Annotated in this window: 17 protein-coding genes and 1 pseudogene; 12 read left to right on the top strand and 6 right to left on the bottom strand. The window is 35.2% G+C overall.

Annotated features, from left to right (window positions below; translation table 11 throughout):
• Positions 1 to 264 precede the first annotated feature (264 nt).
• The 7 genes and pseudogenes from YN1551_RS11040 (at position 265) to YN1551_RS11010 (ending at position 7,043) form a co-directional block, all read left to right on the top strand.
• Complete coding sequence (locus YN1551_RS11040; protein ID WP_012717832.1) at positions 265 to 1,644, top strand: thermopsin; 1,380 nt, start codon at positions 265 to 267, stop codon at positions 1,642 to 1,644.
• 547 nt (positions 1,645 to 2,191) lie between these two features.
• Positions 2,192 to 2,719, top strand: a complete 528-nt coding sequence (locus YN1551_RS11035; RefSeq protein ID WP_012717830.1) for a PaREP1 family protein — start codon at positions 2,192 to 2,194, stop codon at positions 2,717 to 2,719.
• 349 nt (positions 2,720 to 3,068) lie between these two features.
• Entirely contained in the window at positions 3,069 to 3,467 is a 399-nt protein-coding gene (locus YN1551_RS11030; RefSeq protein WP_012717829.1) for a hypothetical protein, read from the top strand.
• Positions 3,457 to 3,918: a type II toxin-antitoxin system VapC family toxin gene (locus YN1551_RS11025; RefSeq protein WP_012713465.1), complete on the top strand. Its 462-nt coding sequence runs from the start codon at positions 3,457 to 3,459 to the stop codon at positions 3,916 to 3,918. Before YN1551_RS11030 ends, YN1551_RS11025 begins: the two co-directional genes overlap by 11 nt.
• 185 nt (positions 3,919 to 4,103) lie before the next feature.
• The gene (locus YN1551_RS11020; protein WP_012717828.1) at positions 4,104 to 4,790 is read left to right on the top strand and encodes a PD-(D/E)XK nuclease family protein; all 687 of its coding nucleotides are present in this window, start codon (positions 4,104 to 4,106) and stop codon (positions 4,788 to 4,790) included.
• 543 nt (positions 4,791 to 5,333) lie between these two features.
• The gene (locus tag YN1551_RS11015; protein ID WP_012713467.1) at positions 5,334 to 5,690 is read left to right on the top strand and encodes an aspartyl protease family protein; all 357 of its coding nucleotides are present in this window, start codon (positions 5,334 to 5,336) and stop codon (positions 5,688 to 5,690) included.
• 320 nt (positions 5,691 to 6,010) lie between these two features.
• Positions 6,011 to 7,043 (top strand): annotated as a pseudogene (locus YN1551_RS11010) (ISH3 family transposase).
• A gap of 213 nt (positions 7,044 to 7,256) precedes the next feature.
• On the opposite strand, the gene YN1551_RS11005 reads toward YN1551_RS11010, so the two are convergent.
• The 3 genes from YN1551_RS11005 to YN1551_RS17630 form a co-directional block, all read right to left on the bottom strand.
• The gene (locus tag YN1551_RS11005) at positions 7,257 to 8,030 is read right to left on the bottom strand and encodes an MBL fold metallo-hydrolase (RefSeq protein WP_012713468.1); all 774 of its coding nucleotides are present in this window, start codon (positions 8,028 to 8,030) and stop codon (positions 7,257 to 7,259) included.
• 326 nt (positions 8,031 to 8,356) lie between these two features.
• Positions 8,357 to 8,419 carry a hypothetical protein gene (locus tag YN1551_RS18115; protein WP_080513549.1) on the bottom strand — a complete coding sequence of 21 codons (63 nt, stop codon included), beginning with the start codon at positions 8,417 to 8,419 and terminating at the stop codon, positions 8,357 to 8,359.
• A gap of 145 nt (positions 8,420 to 8,564) precedes the next feature.
• Positions 8,565 to 8,693 carry a hypothetical protein gene (locus YN1551_RS17630; RefSeq protein ID WP_012713469.1) on the bottom strand — a complete coding sequence of 43 codons (129 nt, stop codon included), beginning with the start codon at positions 8,691 to 8,693 and terminating at the stop codon, positions 8,565 to 8,567.
• Positions 8,694 to 8,875: 182 nt separating this feature from the next.
• Between YN1551_RS17630 and YN1551_RS11000 the strand changes: the two genes are divergently transcribed.
• Both YN1551_RS11000 and YN1551_RS10995 read left to right on the top strand, forming a co-directional pair.
• Positions 8,876 to 9,088, top strand: coding sequence for a hypothetical protein (locus YN1551_RS11000; RefSeq protein WP_012713470.1), 213 nt, complete (start codon positions 8,876 to 8,878; stop codon positions 9,086 to 9,088).
• Positions 9,081 to 9,473, top strand: a complete 393-nt coding sequence (locus YN1551_RS10995; protein WP_012713471.1) for a PIN domain-containing protein — start codon at positions 9,081 to 9,083, stop codon at positions 9,471 to 9,473. Before YN1551_RS11000 ends, YN1551_RS10995 begins: the two co-directional genes overlap by 8 nt.
• Before the next feature lie 510 nt (positions 9,474 to 9,983).
• On the opposite strand, the gene YN1551_RS10985 is transcribed toward YN1551_RS10995, so the two are convergent.
• Genes YN1551_RS10985 through YN1551_RS10975 form a run of 3 tightly spaced genes read right to left on the bottom strand, consistent with a single transcriptional unit; the run spans position 9,984 to position 12,907 of the window.
• The gene (locus YN1551_RS10985) at positions 9,984 to 10,742 is read right to left on the bottom strand and encodes an SDR family NAD(P)-dependent oxidoreductase (protein ID WP_012713473.1); all 759 of its coding nucleotides are present in this window, start codon (positions 10,740 to 10,742) and stop codon (positions 9,984 to 9,986) included.
• A gap of 6 nt (positions 10,743 to 10,748) precedes the next feature.
• Entirely contained in the window at positions 10,749 to 11,600 is an 852-nt protein-coding gene (locus YN1551_RS10980) for a P1 family peptidase (protein ID WP_012717825.1), read from the bottom strand.
• Positions 11,601 to 11,614: 14 nt separating this feature from the next.
• On the bottom strand, positions 11,615 to 12,907 hold the full coding sequence (locus YN1551_RS10975) for an MFS transporter (protein WP_012715671.1): 1,293 nt from the start codon (positions 12,905 to 12,907) through the stop codon (positions 11,615 to 11,617).
• Positions 12,908 to 13,094: 187 nt separating this feature from the next.
• On the opposite strand from YN1551_RS10975, the gene YN1551_RS10970 reads away from it, so the two are divergent.
• From YN1551_RS10970 to YN1551_RS10960, 3 genes are all read left to right on the top strand, one after another.
• Positions 13,095 to 14,306 carry a M20 family metallopeptidase gene (locus YN1551_RS10970; protein ID WP_012717824.1) on the top strand — a complete coding sequence of 404 codons (1,212 nt, stop codon included), beginning with the start codon at positions 13,095 to 13,097 and terminating at the stop codon, positions 14,304 to 14,306.
• A gap of 307 nt (positions 14,307 to 14,613) precedes the next feature.
• A complete protein-coding gene (locus YN1551_RS10965) occupies positions 14,614 to 15,015 on the top strand; it encodes a hypothetical protein (RefSeq protein ID WP_012715669.1) in 402 nt (133 codons plus the stop codon).
• A gap of 52 nt (positions 15,016 to 15,067) precedes the next feature.
• Complete coding sequence (locus YN1551_RS10960) at positions 15,068 to 16,873, top strand: ATP-binding protein (RefSeq protein ID WP_012715668.1); 1,806 nt, start codon at positions 15,068 to 15,070, stop codon at positions 16,871 to 16,873.
• The last annotated feature ends 35 nt before the right edge of the window (positions 16,874 to 16,908 follow it).

Genomic DNA, 16,908 nt, shown 5'->3' with positions numbered 1-16,908 from the left:
ATTGCGTAAGTAGTACACACTATACTCGATTTTTAAGGAAAAGTTTTTATACCGAAAGCTCCCACTGAACGCCCCCTTTTCTGCAATAATACCTAATTTATTTTTATCTTAAATATAAAATATGGAATAGAATTTAGTTAGTTTATATTTTAAAAACTTTAAATATTGAATTAATTTCAATAATTTAAATAGATCATTTAAACCAGTAGTTCAGATGGTATTCATGAGAAAATCTTATATATATAATTAGAATAACTACTTGATGTGAACTTGAAAATCCTCTATGTCCTATTATTAATGTTATTCTTGATATCATTTTTGAAAACGATAATGTCCTCATCTCTAATATCTTATCAACCTGTAGCTCTTCCCCCTAACTACTATGAATATTATCCATTAAATGTCACCTCCGGTCAATGTATATTTTTCCATGTGATTACCACATTACCCTCAACAATAATGTTATTTAACCAAGAACAATTCTTGATTTTTAAGAATGATAGCAAGGGTATACCCATCTACTTTAACGTAAGCGATGATGTAAGCTTTAAAACAAGTCCGTTAAGTACTGGAATATATTATTTAGTGGTTCTGAATAATGTGAGTAATAATACAATAACTGTAAATGTAGAGTATTTACTAACGCCAGTTAGTGTTTATTATTATAAATCTTCACTTCCTGCACCAATAGGGATTACTGATTATGGCGTATATAATGTCTCTGGCATTTTAAAGGGATCTATAATGAAATATTTGGAGGCAATAGGTTATGTAACAGTATATAATATTTCGGCATTTAATGCTACACCGCCTATGGGTACGAATAGATCTGGAGCTTCACTACAGTTAAATGTCGTGTTACAGGTTAACACGAATAATGAAAGTTATCAGTTTTGGCTTCAAAATGTGATAGATTTTATAACATCTATCAAAATATATTATATAGAGGATAATATATGGAACTTTACCTCGAATATCTCTTACTTAACTAACGCTAGCGTTAGCGGTAAAGGAGCTGTCTACTATTACAAGGACGGTAACTTTTACTATGCATATTCAACTACCTATTATAACTACACTTTTCCTTTTTCTCTAATACTTTTCACTAAACTTGATAATATTTCTAGACAAGGCGTTACCATTTCCTTCGGCTATAATAATGGAACCGGTATACAGTGGTATGATAATGTAACAATTCATGTTTTTAGCGTGAGATCTGCTTATTTACTAATAGATGGTTATAATCTGACTGGTAATCAATTCTATTACGATCTAGAGCTAGTATTTGCTGGGCAAGGCAATGGAGAGTATACGTACTTTAAATCAATGAATTCTAGTTTAGGATTACAAATCATTTTACAGAATGGAACAATAATAAGTCCAAATAGCCTTTATACCTTTGGGTCAGACACTGAAGAATCTGCTGATAACTTAATGGTATTATTTCAAAACAATTATGCGTGGGTTTTAATAGGTAATAATAACTTCCACGCTATTGGAAATGCTAGCATACCCAAACTTTACCTGTACCCTCCAGTAACTAACAACAATACATCTGGATATGGTTCATTAATATCTTTACTTGCATTAATATTCCTCATAGTATTAATAGTATTAGGTATTAGAAGATTAAGAAGACGTTAAAGATATTATAATTTTTAAAGTTATTTTCAATTAAATGCTATCTTAAATGCAAACCACTCTCATTTCTTCATCTTTTATGCTACTGCTCCGGAGAAGATGATTTAATTTATGATAGTAATGTTTTGGTTGTTAGGGATAAGAGTGATGATGTTATAGGGAGAATTGCAAGGATAGCTCTGAAGGTTAACTCTAAACATAACTGCTCAATAAACTTCTATGTAGTTAATAAGAGAAATAGAGAAATTGTAGATTCTTCTTAAATTATAATTTAAGCAAAAAAGATTGTGAAAATTCTTTCAAAGAAGAATTAACGAAATTGGAGAGAATTCCCCGATTTATACTTAAGATACTAATAACGTGCTAGTACAGTACCATTCTATATTTATTCAATTATTTGCATTCGGAAAACTCTTAACCTGACTTCCTTATATAAAACATATTAATTAGATCTTTATTGCAAGATCTGACTAAAATGTTTTATATAAGACGTCAGTGGAAAGTACCGCAGTGACTTAAAGCTTTTTACTCGTTAGTATGCACTTAACATATGGAAGGATATTTAGATTATAAAAATAATTCTAAAGGTTATATTTACGCTAAATTATACGATAGTTTAGTTGAAGGTAAATTGGCTTTAGAGATGATACAAAAGGGTCTGTTACAGAACGCTTCTTCAAAGGCATTTTTAAGTGTAAAATCCGCTGTTAGTGCACTGGTTGTAAAGAACCTTAACGAGATTATCAAATTAAAAGACGAGAAGGAAAAGTATTGGTACGAGAACGTGGGGTATTCAGCACCTACAACAGGTTTAATAGGGATCTCAAAAGACCTAAAAAACTTAGGCATCGACGCTGAGAACGTGATAAGAATTGCTTTAACTTTACACAAGTTCTCGTATAATGGTTTTGATCCTAACTTTGTTGATTATAGGAACTCTGAGGAGGTAATAAGTGACATAAAAGAGATCATAGAGTGGTTACTTAATTTAAAATATTACTTTAGCGATTTTTGGGACGAAAAGTTAGAAAAAGCAAAGAAGGAGTTAGAGGAATTATTAAAAAATACGTTCAATTAATTATCCCCGAAAGGAATTTCGCTTATATGCATAGCGTAATACGCCATGAGTATGTCCCTGCTTTTTAAAGCTAGCTAACCTTAGAAAGTGAGTGTGGAGATAATGTTGTTATTAAGCCATAAATTTATTAAATAGGAGAATTCTCTATATAGAGTATAGTTTAGCTTAGATTCTCAGAGACGCCTTTTTACGTTAAAGTATGAATTTATGGCTTAATAACAGCACTATCTTCTATATAGGCAATGTTAGTTAGCACTATGCATGAAGTTTGACCGAAAGATTTAATACTGAACGCTACACTCTCGCTCTTTAAAATAGATTTATTAGTTAGTAGTTAGACTCTACATTTATGAACGAGTATGTTGCTAGGTATATTGTGTCTAAGGATCATAGAAGGATTGGAGAAATAAACATTAGGTATACGGCTAACGATGACGATGAGAGCATTAGGATCGCAAAATCCGTTTGCGAGAAGTTAGGTGGGGAAGAGATTGAGGAGGTAATCATAGGGAAGGTAATGGATACTATAACTGGTGCTGGTAGCTCATTAAGCAAATCCGACGATGATAAATTTCTCGGGGCTATAACTGGTGTAATAGTAGGTGCGTTAGTTGGCCATATTATAGATTCTGCAATAACTAAAGTTATATACTCTAAAAAGTATCCCTGCATTAAGCCTAGACCTTTTGAAGATATTGTTAATTATATTAATATCGAAAGATTAGAAGAGATAGTTAATGAACGTTGATGAGATTATCAACTTATGCAACAGTCAGTGTGTAATTTTTGATACAAGTGTAATAATTGATTATATAAGAATATTGTTGAGAAGAAATTATGAGAGGAAGCGTAATATATTGTCAAGAATTTTTAATCAATGTAGTAGAAAAGCGATAACAACACTAATTTACGAGGAAATTCTCGCTGGATCAGATGAGGATGTACAGTTACAGCAATTTTTATCTGATTTCATGATATTGCCTTTTGATATAGATGAGGCTATATTTGCCTCTAGGTTAGAAAAACAAATAAGGAATAAAGGACTTAAACCTAAAGGAGAGAATTGGAGAATAGATCTGTTTATTTCAGCTTTTGCATATACTCAACGGTGTTATATCCTAACTAAGGATGAGGATTTTACCAAAATGTTAAATTGCGAGAAATTGGACGAGGTAGAATATTACGTATGTAGAAGTTAAAGTGCCGTAATTATGTTATAAATTTGCTGTATTATATTAGGAATTCTTCATCTAGAATAGGAAATTATGGTAATGGCTTAAAGTAGCTAGAACTGATGTAGAAATTTTCTAACATAATGACAATACTATGAAATAATTTAAAGTATTAGTAAAGGTTATAAGTTACTTTTCTTTCTTATTTATACATGGTAGTTAAGGAAATTATTCACAAGCATTTAAGTTATACTTCTATTCCAGAGTTCTTCGACGGTGAATATTGGCCGTCCCAGATATGGTATTGTTTAAGAAAGCAGTACTATTCCAGAATTTCTCCTTTTCCCATGTCCTTAGAAAGTAAGAAGTTTACAACCCTGGGAACTATAATTCATGAATTTATAGCGGAAACACTCAAGAAAGAGGAATCCGTGAGGGTTGAGTCTGAAGTACCCATAAGGATACCTCATCCAAATAGGCACGATGTAGTAATTTCTGGTAGAGCTGACGATATTATAATAGTGACAGTTGGAAAGTCGAGATATGTTGTCGAGGTCAAAACTATTGATGATTTAGAGAGTAAGAGGTCTTATCTACCTAGAAAGGAGCATATAGCCCAGCTTAACGTATATTTAAGGGCTTACCCTAACTCTAAGGGGATTATCCTTTATGTGGATAGGGGAAGTTTTGAAATGGAGGAGTTTGAAATTTCCTTTAACCCAGATCTCTTTAACGAGACAATTAAGAGGGTTGAAATGCTTCATGATTACCTCATAAAAAGGGAATTGCCACCACCAGAGGGTAAGGAGAATCAGGATATGAAATGGCAATGCGATATTTGTGAATATAGGGCTAAATGTGAGAAGCAAATAAGCGGTAACAGTAATAAGAAGTTCTAATACATATATAATAGGATTAAGATATCAATTATAACTTTTTAAGTTTTTTAGTTGTAAAACTAATTTAAAATAAAACAATTATCATTATATTCTTATTATAGCAGTAAAAATCTAGCTATAAGTTTTAAGGGATTGATTGAGTATTTGTGTAATGTTAGTGAGTGTGGGCAACAATTTCGTTCATTTGAAATTTGGTTAAAATTTCCTTAAAGTCGTATCATTTAAACTCCCTGATTCACAATAAAAATTTTTGAACAAGGTTAAAGTTACAATACTATATTTTATTAACTGATAAATCTTACGGTAAATTGAAAATAAATTTATACTTTATACAATTTATACTGAATTAACAAAATTGTTATCCACATTCCTTAATCCTAACAGAAATTTGCGGTTGGCGTGAAGGTTAATTAGATATTCCAAAATAATATTCGCATCATGTAGTAGGCTAGTTAACAAATTGTATCCATGGGTAAAGAACCTTAAGATTTTCACACTGATCGGATACTTAGGTTTTTAAATAGTCATGCTAAAATTATAATTATGGGTTTAATTTACATTGATGGGATAGTGAAAAATGAACGTGGAGAAAGTGAAAAAGTTAGGTTCTTAATTGACTCTGGTGCTTATTATACTGTTCTAAAGAAGGAAGTATGGCAAAAATTGGGCTTAAAGGAGATTTCTCATGTATCACTAATCTTAGCTGATGGTACAACTATAGAGAGGGGAGTTTCTGAAGCCATAATAGAATTGTCACCTTATGGTGAAAGACACTCACCAGTAATCTTAGGTGAGAGTGAGGACGAGAATTTATTAGGCGTAGTAACTCTCGAAATCTTTGGATTAGTCCTAGACCCTTTAAAGAGGGAGATAAGACAAGGTAGGATAATAATGAAGTAAAGAGTAAATCTTGATTAGAAATAAAAATTTATGAAACCCCTTTAATTAAGGCTCATATTAGACTTATTTTAGGAAAAATTTTATACGATTTTTTGCAACTAAGCATATGGACCCGAAAAAAGTAGTGAAAATCGAAAGAAAAATGGGAAGATGTAACTACTCCCCTTCACGGCAGACCCAAAATCATATTAGAAAAAATATTTCTGGTAGGATAATATCGAATTTATAAAAGATAAAGAAATTTATAAGAGTATAAAGAATTCAATTGAAGAAAGGGTTTAAGGTGAGGGAGATGGAGTATTACCACGTGAGATAGGAAGATGGTAACACCCGGTCTCCCTCACCGAACATTCAACAAATAGGATATAAATTACTTTCCATGTTGAACTTCCAAGGGGAAAAGGTAGAGAAGGTAGCGAAAACTCTCATCCCCGCGTGTTTGTGGAACGACTCTGTAGAGAACAAGTCCAGAGCGTATGACGTATCCCCACAGACCGTGAGGAATTACGTAGAGAAACAAGGGATGGAAGTGATTGAAAAGCTATTGGAAAGAGCTAGGAAAATATCCTTGGAGATATTAAAGGGGGTAAAGGAGATGATCTTTCAATAGACTGGACAACCAAGACGTGGTATGGGAAACCAGTGAAAGGGAGCTCTGAAAAAGGAAACTCGTGGAACTACGCAACAACCAAGTATAAGGGGAAAGTGCTTTTACTTGCCTTTATTCCGCAAGTGAACGGTATGACTAAGGACGAGATAGTGAAGGTTCTTGTGGAGCAAGTAATGGCAATGGGATTCAAGATAAGGTTGATAACTCTTGACGCTGGTTTCTACACAGTTGATGTGCTCAATTTCATTTCACAGTTTAAGTATATAGTTGCTGTGCCTGTTGGGGATGTTAAGGTGTATGAGGAGTTTGACGGGGATTACACAACTAATAGTAAGAGGCATAGGAGGGATGAGCAGGTCAAGTTCAGGCTTCTCGTGTACAGCAAGGAAAAAGTGAGGAGAAAGAGTGTTGTTTATTTTGCTAGGGCTACTAACCTAGACCTATCCAAGAGGGAAGTGTTGGATTTGTATAATAAGGTAAGAGGTCCCATAGAGACCTCTTATAGGAACATTAAGGCTTTTCTTCCATTTACTGGTTCTACTAAGTTTGTTTTTCGCACGTTGATCTTCGTGCTGGCCCTTGTACTCTACTCCTTATATACCATATTCAAGGGGGAGGTGGGGAGAGAGGAGTTTAGATTATTATTAATTCTTTTATTTCCTGATTTATTCAATCCAGAGAATTTTACATTTAATATAATTAAAACACTTATTTACACTATAGATTTATTTTTAAGGAGGTGATTTTGGGTCTACCGGAAAAGAGGAGGGGACTATCATCCATAACGTCTAGTCCCTTAAACAGAGATGGTAGCAGCTCCTCCCACAGTCCCATTAAGCCCTCAATCGAGCTGAGGAGAGGCGTCGTTAGCATCACTAAAAGAAATTTAGAATAACTAATATTTAAATATAAGAGGGCTATTCATCTCCACTGGCGAGGCTTTCCGTTCCCTTAACCTATTTTGTAAATTCCTTAAATCTGTTCAAATTCTCTGGATCATAAGCTGGGATTACAATATTACACTCTCTCCTCATGTAATCATAAGTTCTTAAGCACTCATATATGTCCTCAGCTATTCCAATTGGTATATTTTGCTCGAAATTTCCCATTAAAAATGCTGAGTCACTAATACAAATCCTTTTACCATTGTAAAAGAATTTAACTACCATTGAACTTCTATGATGACAACCAGACCATTTAATTTCTACTCCCTTAATGACTTCCTCATCCTCAACTAATCTAATCCTATTCCAAGCTTCCTCGAAAATGTAATTTCTTATATGTTTAGGGAAGTAAATATCCCTATTTAGAAATGGTGAAGGAGAAGGATTTACCACGTCGTGATACCAGCCGATTTTAGAGAAGTATATAAATGCTCTTTTAAATAAGTGAAGTCTACCTATTGTGTAATCTTGAAATGGCGTAATTATAATGTGGGATATATCGTCAGTATTTAGATTTAACCTTCTTAAAATGTTCTCTATTTTCTCCTCCTCTCTTACAGTAAATTTACATCTATCACTTTTAGCCCAGTTCCTTAGGAATTCATTCCTTAAGGATAAATCATCGGGTAGCCCAGTGTTTATTAACACGTATCCGTCATCACTCTCTAAAAGAAATGAATAAAAATATAATCTATACCACTTGTCGAAATCCCTCATCCAATAGACCTCAGCCCCTGGAACCTCACCATGATCTCCTACTTTGAACATTTTAAACGACTTTATCATTGGTTTAATTTGTATTTCCCTTATAGATAATTATTTTCCCATACGAGTTAGGAGGAAAAAATTATAGTTTTAGTCATTTAGCTATCATTTATTAAAAGGAAATTCTCCAATAGAGTACAGTCTAGTTCAGATTCTCAGAGACGCTTTTTACGTTAAAGTGTAAATTTATACCTAAATGGCGACACTATCTCCTATATAGGCACTATGCTTGAAGTTTGAGCGAAAGATTTATTACTGAACGCCCGTAGGAGGAGAGAGATGTAGTCCCGAATCGATGAGGGGAACGATGAGCCCTCTTGAGGGGAACCATCACCCTTCCAGGGCGGTTAGGTGTTAGTCTCATGAAATCCCCGTACATGAAGAGTATATCCTGCATCCCAACCGTTCATTATCCAATTTCCTAAGCTCTTTGAAAGTTTGCTTAGTACTCTAACTAGCTAATTCATATACCACCTGCCTTCAATTAACGCTTTCTTATACTCTTCTAGGTTGAACTTTTCCGTAAAGGGCTTTTAACTACTTCTTCAGCAATTTTTATGCTTTTCCAGACGCGTGAATAGGATCGCCTTTCTTTATATAATCCTCATATTCTGTGAAATACTTTCTACCTAAACCTAACCTTATCTTTATGCTCTTGGAAATGATCCTTTTTTGATACAGCACTAATTATTACGTCTATAACATAAATACCTTCGCTTTTTGCAAATTTTTAATACTTCTTTCATATTTTCCTCTTCTTCCTAGAAGTTATAAAAGTTGTATATAATGTTAGATATCTTATTTAGACTATTGTAAAAACACTAATATTTAAGAAAACTTTTAAGTGGAAAGTAGAAAGTATACACATGCAAGAGAAAGTTACAATAAAGGTAAGTGAAAATACTCTCAATATGCTTAAAAAACTTAAAGAAGAGAACAATTTCTCATCAATGGATGAGACTATTGCTTATTTAATAAAATTGTACAGAGAGGAGAAGTTAAGGAGATTATTTGGCGTAGACAAAGGGAGAATAACTCCCTTTAGCAAAGATGATAGAATTGAGGCTCGTAATGGATAGTTATGCTTGGATAGAGTTCTTTTTAGGAAGTGATAAGGGAAAGAAAGTTTTCGAAATTCTTTCCTCAGCCGATGAAATATTAACACCGGATTTAGTATTAGCTGAAATAGGTAGAAAATACATTAGAGAAGGAATTGATGAAAAAGCTGTTATAGAAAGATTGAAATTCATGGAGGAAAATAGCGTAATTCTTTGCATTAACTCAGAGTTAAGTGTTGAAGGAGCAATGGCTTACATTGAATTACTAAGTAAGGCTAAAAGTGAGGGAAAGAGCAAACCTAGTTTAACAGATAGTGTACTTTTAGCAATAAGTAGAAAATATACTGCAAAAATAGTTACTGGAGATGAAATATTTAAAGGAATGAATGAAGTAATATTTATATGAGTATTAAGGGTTAAGTTATAAATTACAATATGCTGGAATTATACTTTTAAGTTATTAATGCTTAAGCTTTAATTTATAAACAATTAATCATTTACATAGTGTAGTTATTAAGCTATAAATTTTATATTTCAATATACTAAGTACTAATCATTGTACTTAGTGCAGACACTATCATATAGGCCAGCATATTATACACATATATGATATTTTTAAAATATTCTTAATCGCAAAGTTGTAATGTTATTCCTAAATTCCCGGATAAAATCTTGTTTAGTTTTTTAATATCTTCTTGACCTATGTTTCTCAATTCTATTTTATGATTTCCTTCATCGGATCTATTTAGAGTAAATATTATTGAAAAGGGGGGGGAAAAGGCCCTACTAATATAATTGTAACAAATATTAAAATCTCCTTTAGTTACTATTATGTCATTTCCCTTTTTATCCTTTATTTCTATATAATTACTATATACTCTAAAATAAATGGAGAGAAGGAAAGCATGCATAAAGTTCAGACATTTGGTTCATATCTCCCATCTATTGCAGTCCATCCTCCATCTACGTAGATTACCGTACCAGTGATGTAAGATGAAGCGGGCATAGCTAAAAATACTGCGACACTGGCAATCTCCATTGGCGTGGCCCATCTCTTTAATATCGTCTTTTCCGTGTAAGCCCTATACCATTCTGGATCATTCTTTATTTGTTGAGTAAATGGAGTATCAACAATACCCGGAGCAATTACATTAACCCTTATACCGTATTTTCCATACTCAGCAGCTGCAGTTTTAGCTAACTGTTCTATAGCAGCCTTAGTTGCAGCATATGCAGATTGGCCGGGCTCTGTAACTTTACCTCTTATTGACGAGAATAAGACAACGCTACCTCCAATCTTCTTCATTACCGGAAGGAATTCCTTTAACACTATGAATGTGCCCTTAAGGTTCAAGTTTACAACCTTATCGAATTCTTCATAGGTGTAATTCTCTATCCTTTTCCTAACGTTAATTGATGGAGTTACGTATAGAGCGTTTATTTCACCTAATTTTTCCAGGCTAAACTTAACAAGATCTCTTACCTCATTAACGTTAGTTATATCCGCCCTAAACGTATTCACTATCTTACTTAATTCCTCTAATCCTTTCATATCACTTGCCATAACCTTTCCTCCTAAGTTGTTGAATAGTTCCGCTATTGCCTTTCCTATTCCACTCCCAGCTCCTATTACAACTGCACCTTTTCCTTTTAGTGAAAAGAGTTCTGAGCTCATTTTTCCTCACCTAAATATTGAAAGCACAGATTTTCTAGAAGCTTCGTAGGCTAAAAAGATTACTTTATCTACTGACGTTTCAATTTGGTTAGTGGAAATAGTGAATACAGTATCTCCATCTAAGGATAAATTATAAGGCCTAATCACAGAGGCAAAACCGTTTTCTGCACTACTAGCAACCCTGCAAGCGTCTGAATTTGTTAACTTAGCGTTAGTTATTACAACTCCCAATGTAGTTCCCAATACATTGTTTACGATAAACTCCTCACTTTCCTCTCCCGCTACTAGTCTTCCACTTTCGTCGTATATATTGCCTATGCTATTTACTACTGAAATTACTCCCACGCTCAGATTATCATTTTCTATTTCGTAATAGCCTTGACCAGATGGTTTAGCGTACTTAATCCCTTTCAATTTCCCTACCGTTGCACCTCTCCCTGCCCAATGCTTTCCTATTGGTATCTCCTTTGAGAGGTTTTCCATAGCCCTATATCCCCATTCTGATGTTGGTAATATTGTGTTGTCGTAAAAGTCGAATATTGAAGCCGAGGCAACGATGGGTATTCTCAGATCCTCTCCTATTTTATATCCTATTTTCAATTCAAATAACTTAGTAATTACCGCATCTACTACTCTAAGTCCAAAGACACTCCTTCCAGTTAATACTATGGCGTTAACTGTTTGATTTCCCCTATGTCTAGGCCTTAACAAGTCGGTCCCTATTGTTGCTGGTGATCCTCCCCTCTGTGAAATCCCTACAGTATTGTTTTGTTCTTCAACTAATATTACCGTCGCTCCAGATTTTGCCTTTTCGTCTGTGTACCCTCCAACGTTAATTCCCTCTATTCCTATTCTCATTTCAATAAAACACCTCACTCCATGATAGGGTCTTGTTTTCCACTATAAGTCTCTTTCGCAAGGACTATGCCAATTATCATTATTATCCCTGCTATGATCATGTTAAGGAACCAAGCGTAAAGTAATCCTAGGGATGTTGATAAAGCAAATATTGCTGAAATTGCAAATCCCCCGGCTATAGCTCCTCCATTATACGTAAAACCCACTCCAGTAGTCCTGTACTTTTTACTGAATTGCTCTGCAAGAAACGCTGGTAGTGTTGAGAATATCATCGCTTCCAAGAAGGCTTGTATACTGAACACTGATGTTGCCAAAGAGAAGCTTTTTGAGAGTCCTAGATAAAGTATTGGATATATTAGGGCTACGAAGATTATTGAATACAATAGCATTGGGAACTTTCTTCCCCTCTTAATCTTATCCGCTATAAACCCACCTATCCACACTCCAAATAACGATATTAGGTTGATTATAGCAACGCTTATACCCACTAACGATCCTGGGATATTTTCGAGTGTTAAAACTGAGGGATAGAAAGAGAATGTAGCAGTATTAATGTACAATAACCCGCTGGTTATCATTAGTCCGATTAGCACTGATGAGTAGGATGACGCAAAGAGGTTCTTAATCGGTATTTTTGCTACTTCTCTTTTACTTTCCATTTCCTTAAATATTGGACTTTCGTCAGTTATCCTCCTAATAATTAATGTTATTAACCCTGGAATTATACAAGTAGCAAAGAGTACTCTCCAACCTATTTGCTGGAAACCGCTACTCCCATAAATGCTATATAACAAAGAATAAACTAGAGAGATGATGAAATATCCCGTTCCGAAACCACTTTGCACAAATGAGCCTATGAATGCTCTCCTCTCTGCTGGAACAGACTCTAGAGCCAGTGTTGTTCCACCTCCATATTCGGCCCCGGCAAACATTCCCTCCGCAAATAATATGACGTATAGGAGTATCGGCGCTAAAATACCTACAGCCTCATATGACGGTAAGAGCGATTTTGAAGAAGCCAACAACGAAAATCCTAAGATAGTTATAACTAGCATATTTCTTCTACCCATCTTATCCCCTATATAGTTTCCAAACACTAGAGATCCTATTGGCCTTGCTAATGCACCAACTGCGAATCCTCCAAAAGTAGCTATGAGACCTAAAATTCCAATTGAGGAGGGGAAAAATATTTTTGATATTATAACTCCAACTAATGCGTAGGCTATACTAGTGTATCCGTCCATTAACCATCCTAGCCAAGTAGAGAATATTGCCAACCATTGTTGTTTATTTAAGCCATAAACCATTAATAATTTTATTGCTTAACTTATATTTAACTTATAGGGTAGTCGAATTTCCTATATCCAGAAGGAAACACTTTCTATAACTTATGAAGGAATATCTCCATTTTATCCCTCATCTCGTACACTGCGAAGTGAATAGGAGAAAGCACTTAACATAGTTTAAATATATCCTTGCCTTTTATATAGACATATGATATTAGATGAGATCGTTGAAGCCTCTAAGGATGAAATTGTGGAGTTCTTAAAGCAGTTAATAAGGATCCCAACTGAGAATCCTCCAGGCTTAAATTACGATAAGATAATTAGCGTGTTGAGGGATAAATTAGAAGAGTTTGGGTATAAAACGGAAATTATTGAGGGTAATAAAGAGTTTGTCAAGTTCGGAAATGGCAATAGACCAAATCTAGTAGGTTATTTGGGTAATGGCAACGTAAGGATTGCGTTTAATGGACATTACGATGTTGTTCCCGCCGGTGAGGGATGGAGTATTAACCCTTATGAGGGGATTGAAAAAGATGGCAAGGTTTACGGAAGAGGAGCTTCTGACATGAAGTCTGGAATAGTTGCGCAAATTTACGCTGTTGAAATGTTGAAGAGAGCTAAACTACTCCCCTCTAACGTGAAAATCATCCAGACCATTGTCCCAGATGAGGAGACTGTAGGCAATAAAAATGCTGGTACTTATTGTTTAAGGGAAATCTACAAGAAAAACGCAGATTACGTAATATTCACAGAACCTACTGGACCAGATAACATTTGCAATGGTCATAGGGGTGCAATCTGGGCTGTGGTTAAAATATATGGGAAGAAAAGTCATGGAGGTTTTCCTCAATTAGGAATTGACGCAGTCAAGGCTGTAGCGATTATGATTGAAAGACTTTACTCGTCTTTATCCAACATTACCTCAAAGTACAACATTGTACCAGAGGCTGGTAAGAAACCGTCAATATTAGTTGGTACTGTTAAGTGTGGTACGTGGGTTAACACTGTAGCAGACTATTGTGAGTTCAGTATAGTTAGGAGATTAATCCCAGAGGAGAGGATTAATGAGGTTAGGGAGAGCATTTTACGGTTGTTAAGGGATGTGAGTAGTGAGACTGGCGTTAAGTTTGATTACGATGAGTTTTACGCTGTCGATACTGTAGTAAGTGAGGATGGGAGACTAATAGATGCTCTGAGAAAGGCTATAAGGGAGGTTAGGGGAGTTGATCCCAATGTTGTTTTATCTGCAGGGACTTTCGATATTAGGTTTACCGTAAGTGAGGGGATAAAGAGTATTAATTACGGTCCGGGTAGGATTGAGTTAGCACATTCTACAGATGAGTTCGTTTACGTTAAAGATTTATTGGATTCAATAAAAGCGTTAGGAAGAGTACTATTGGAGGTGGCTAAAGGAAGTTAGGGAGGAGGTATTGGTGGTGGCGCAGATACCCTTTTTAATACTTCAAGAACGTTGTATCCCGCCTTATATGCTATTATCAGCAAAACTAGGCTCCACATTGCTCATATTACGGGAATTGGAACCTCAACTCCGTAAAGTGCGAGGCTTTCAGTTGTAGGACTATAGTGTATAATAACCCCAATATTATACCATTCTGTAAAGATCTTATAGTTCTAAAGAAAATCCATTTTATTTCTAAAATACACTTTAACCTTTTATTTTTAGTCATTATCACTAAACTGTGTATTATTAAACCCTATAAAATACCATGGAAGAGAGTGAAATGTACCTATTAGCTTTGCTTAAAGTCAGTCGGGAGGATGAGGCTAAACTTACACTAAATGAAATACAGTTCATAATATTCTTGCTAGAAAAGGTGCTAGGAGTTGAGTTAAACCTAGACTTCACGCCAAGTATTTTTGGCCCCTATTCCCTAAAGCTTAAGGAAACACTGAAGAGGTTAGTTAGTCAAGGCACAGTTGAGGTAATTAAAAGTGTTAGCCTATCAATTTTCGACATTTACGTTTTGAGGAATAACGTTGAAGTTGAGATTGAGGATAACATTATGAACTTCTTTAGGTATTGGATTAGAAAGGACTATTATGAGATTTTCAAATACCTTCTAGTAAGGTATGGTTCCTACTTTGATACACCAGCGACGAGAAGGTAAAGCGTTTTCAACTCGAGTAAAATTTTAATTTCTATTTTTCAACCTTATATTTATGTCATCAGAGGAAAGGAATTTAGAAAACGTTATTGATGAACTAAGGAAAAAGCTCGATGATGCCGAGAATGAGGCAAGTAAATACGGAACAATAATCGGAAGGGTGACTAGGTATGAGATAGTTACCGTTAACGAGAACGAGTTAGTAGGAGTTGACGTACTTTTCGATAATTATCAGAACAGCGATATAAAGAGGGGTCAATACCTAGCTATAAGGAGTATCATAAAACCAATCATAATGCTTGGGCAAGTTTACTCCATTAGTAGAGCTGACGCCTTATCTAGACTGGGAATAAGAGAATTAACTTACCCTAGGGATCCCTCTACCATTATTACAACCACTTACATAGCCTTGAGACCAATTGCGGAAATGGAAGGAGATAAGATTAGGCCAGCTGTTTCACCCATCGACCCTCAAAGTCCAGTGTTCATCCCAAACCCTAATTTAATCGAGAGAATTTTGAGGATTCCAGAAAAGGGTATCGTGATTGGGAAAATATTTTCTGGGGGAGAGGAGATTGAGGCTGAGGTTAAACTTGACCAATACGCCTTAAGGCATCACACCTTAATTTTAGGCACAACTGGATCCGGTAAGACCACTTTACTTAAGACGATAATTTCCAGCCAAGACATTGATAAGAGTACTTTGATATTCGATAGGCAAGGGGACTTCGTTAATTTCTTAAAGGATAGGAAAGACTTCTCCGTTTTAATGCCAGTCGTTGAAGAACCCAATAGTAAGGTTTCAATTCAAGACCACGTTGAGGATTTCGCCAACTGGTATGGATGCGACCCTAACACCATTAACGTAGTAAACGGTTACGGGGCATTTGTTAGGTGTAACAATCACGACGTTTTCGTAGTTCCCTATTCCATAAACTTTTACGATAATCTAAGGAACTTCAATAAGATAAACCCTTACTTTACTGCTAGAGCTTCCATGTACTGGGAGGCCATTATTGACGAATTGCTAGATAAGATTAGGTACTCATTAAAGGATAAGATCAATAGGGGATTGACAGATTACGAGATCGCATCCATATTAAGGGATAATCTAACTCCGGGGAAACTTATAGGTAATATAAGCGTTACTTTAAGTGGCATTAGCATTAGTTCAAATTTTAGCAAGGATGAAGTTGCCTATGATCCCAAGACTAGGACGTTAACTTTCCACATGGGTAAGATGTTACGTAGTGTAATGAAGGAACTTGAGTTGGCCTATTCAACGCAAGACGTTATAGTTAGGACATTGAAGGCATACGATAGTTATGGGATATTCACAGTCCCAGGGACAGTTGATTTCAGACTTGATAAGATACCAAATGACGACGTGGTTGTGGACTTGAGCTGGGTTATGGAGAGATCAGCTTCAATCGAGGCCGTCGCAACCATTGCTTATAAGGTATTGGAAGACTTCTTCGCTTGGAAAGATGAACTGTATAAGAAAAAGCAAGACACTAAACTATCGTTAATAATTATGGATGAAGCTCACGAGTATTTTCCGCAGACTGACTCTGAGAACGTGTCAAAGGATATAGTTGAGGGATTGATAAATAAGGTAATGAGGTTAGGTAGAGTAAGGAATATGGGTGTTGTGTTAGCTACCCACGTTCCAGAGGATCTGAATCCACTAGTTTTACAGTTAGCCAATACTAAAGTGGTGATGAGGAATGAAAGTCACGTGTTGAGGAGAATAGGATTAGAGGAGTACGAGGATTTCCTAAAACACGCAATTCCAGGGTTAGGTATTGTGTATTCAATTAACTTCAGCGAAATACCGATAAAGACCATTTTGACTAGTTAAGGGTTGTATAGAAGGTGAAAGCTAGAACTCTTACT

Origin of the sequence: Sulfolobus islandicus Y.N.15.51 (assembly GCF_000022485.1) — an archaeon.
Classification (GTDB): Archaea; Thermoproteota; Thermoprotei_A; order Sulfolobales; family Sulfolobaceae; genus Saccharolobus; species Saccharolobus islandicus.
This window is presented reverse-complemented; position numbering and strand designations above follow the sequence as displayed.

Excerpts from the sequence above, each read along its gene's own strand:
- YN1551_RS11015 (WP_012713467.1), top strand. The coding sequence starts at position 5,334 with ATGGGTTTAATTTACATTGATGGGATAGTGAAAAATGAACGTGGAGAA.
- YN1551_RS10970 (WP_012717824.1), top strand. The coding sequence starts at position 13,095 with ATGATATTAGATGAGATCGTTGAAGCCTCTAAGGATGAAATTGTGGAG.
- YN1551_RS11025 (WP_012713465.1), top strand. The coding sequence starts at position 3,457 with ATGAACGTTGATGAGATTATCAACTTATGCAACAGTCAGTGTGTAATT.
- YN1551_RS11030 (WP_012717829.1), top strand. The coding sequence starts at position 3,069 with ATGAACGAGTATGTTGCTAGGTATATTGTGTCTAAGGATCATAGAAGG.
- YN1551_RS11020 (WP_012717828.1), top strand. The coding sequence starts at position 4,104 with ATGGTAGTTAAGGAAATTATTCACAAGCATTTAAGTTATACTTCTATT.
- YN1551_RS11035 (WP_012717830.1), top strand. The coding sequence starts at position 2,192 with ATGGAAGGATATTTAGATTATAAAAATAATTCTAAAGGTTATATTTAC.
- YN1551_RS11005 (WP_012713468.1), bottom strand. The coding sequence starts at position 8,030 with ATGATAAAGTCGTTTAAAATGTTCAAAGTAGGAGATCATGGTGAGGTT.
- YN1551_RS10960 (WP_012715668.1), top strand. The coding sequence starts at position 15,068 with ATGTCATCAGAGGAAAGGAATTTAGAAAACGTTATTGATGAACTAAGG.
- YN1551_RS11000 (WP_012713470.1), top strand. The coding sequence starts at position 8,876 with ATGCAAGAGAAAGTTACAATAAAGGTAAGTGAAAATACTCTCAATATG.
- YN1551_RS10975 (WP_012715671.1), bottom strand. The coding sequence starts at position 12,907 with ATGGTTTATGGCTTAAATAAACAACAATGGTTGGCAATATTCTCTACT.
- YN1551_RS10965 (WP_012715669.1), top strand. The coding sequence starts at position 14,614 with ATGGAAGAGAGTGAAATGTACCTATTAGCTTTGCTTAAAGTCAGTCGG.
- YN1551_RS10985 (WP_012713473.1), bottom strand. The coding sequence starts at position 10,742 with ATGAGCTCAGAACTCTTTTCACTAAAAGGAAAAGGTGCAGTTGTAATA.
- YN1551_RS10980 (WP_012717825.1), bottom strand. The coding sequence starts at position 11,600 with ATGAGAATAGGAATAGAGGGAATTAACGTTGGAGGGTACACAGACGAA.
- YN1551_RS10995 (WP_012713471.1), top strand. The coding sequence starts at position 9,081 with ATGGATAGTTATGCTTGGATAGAGTTCTTTTTAGGAAGTGATAAGGGA.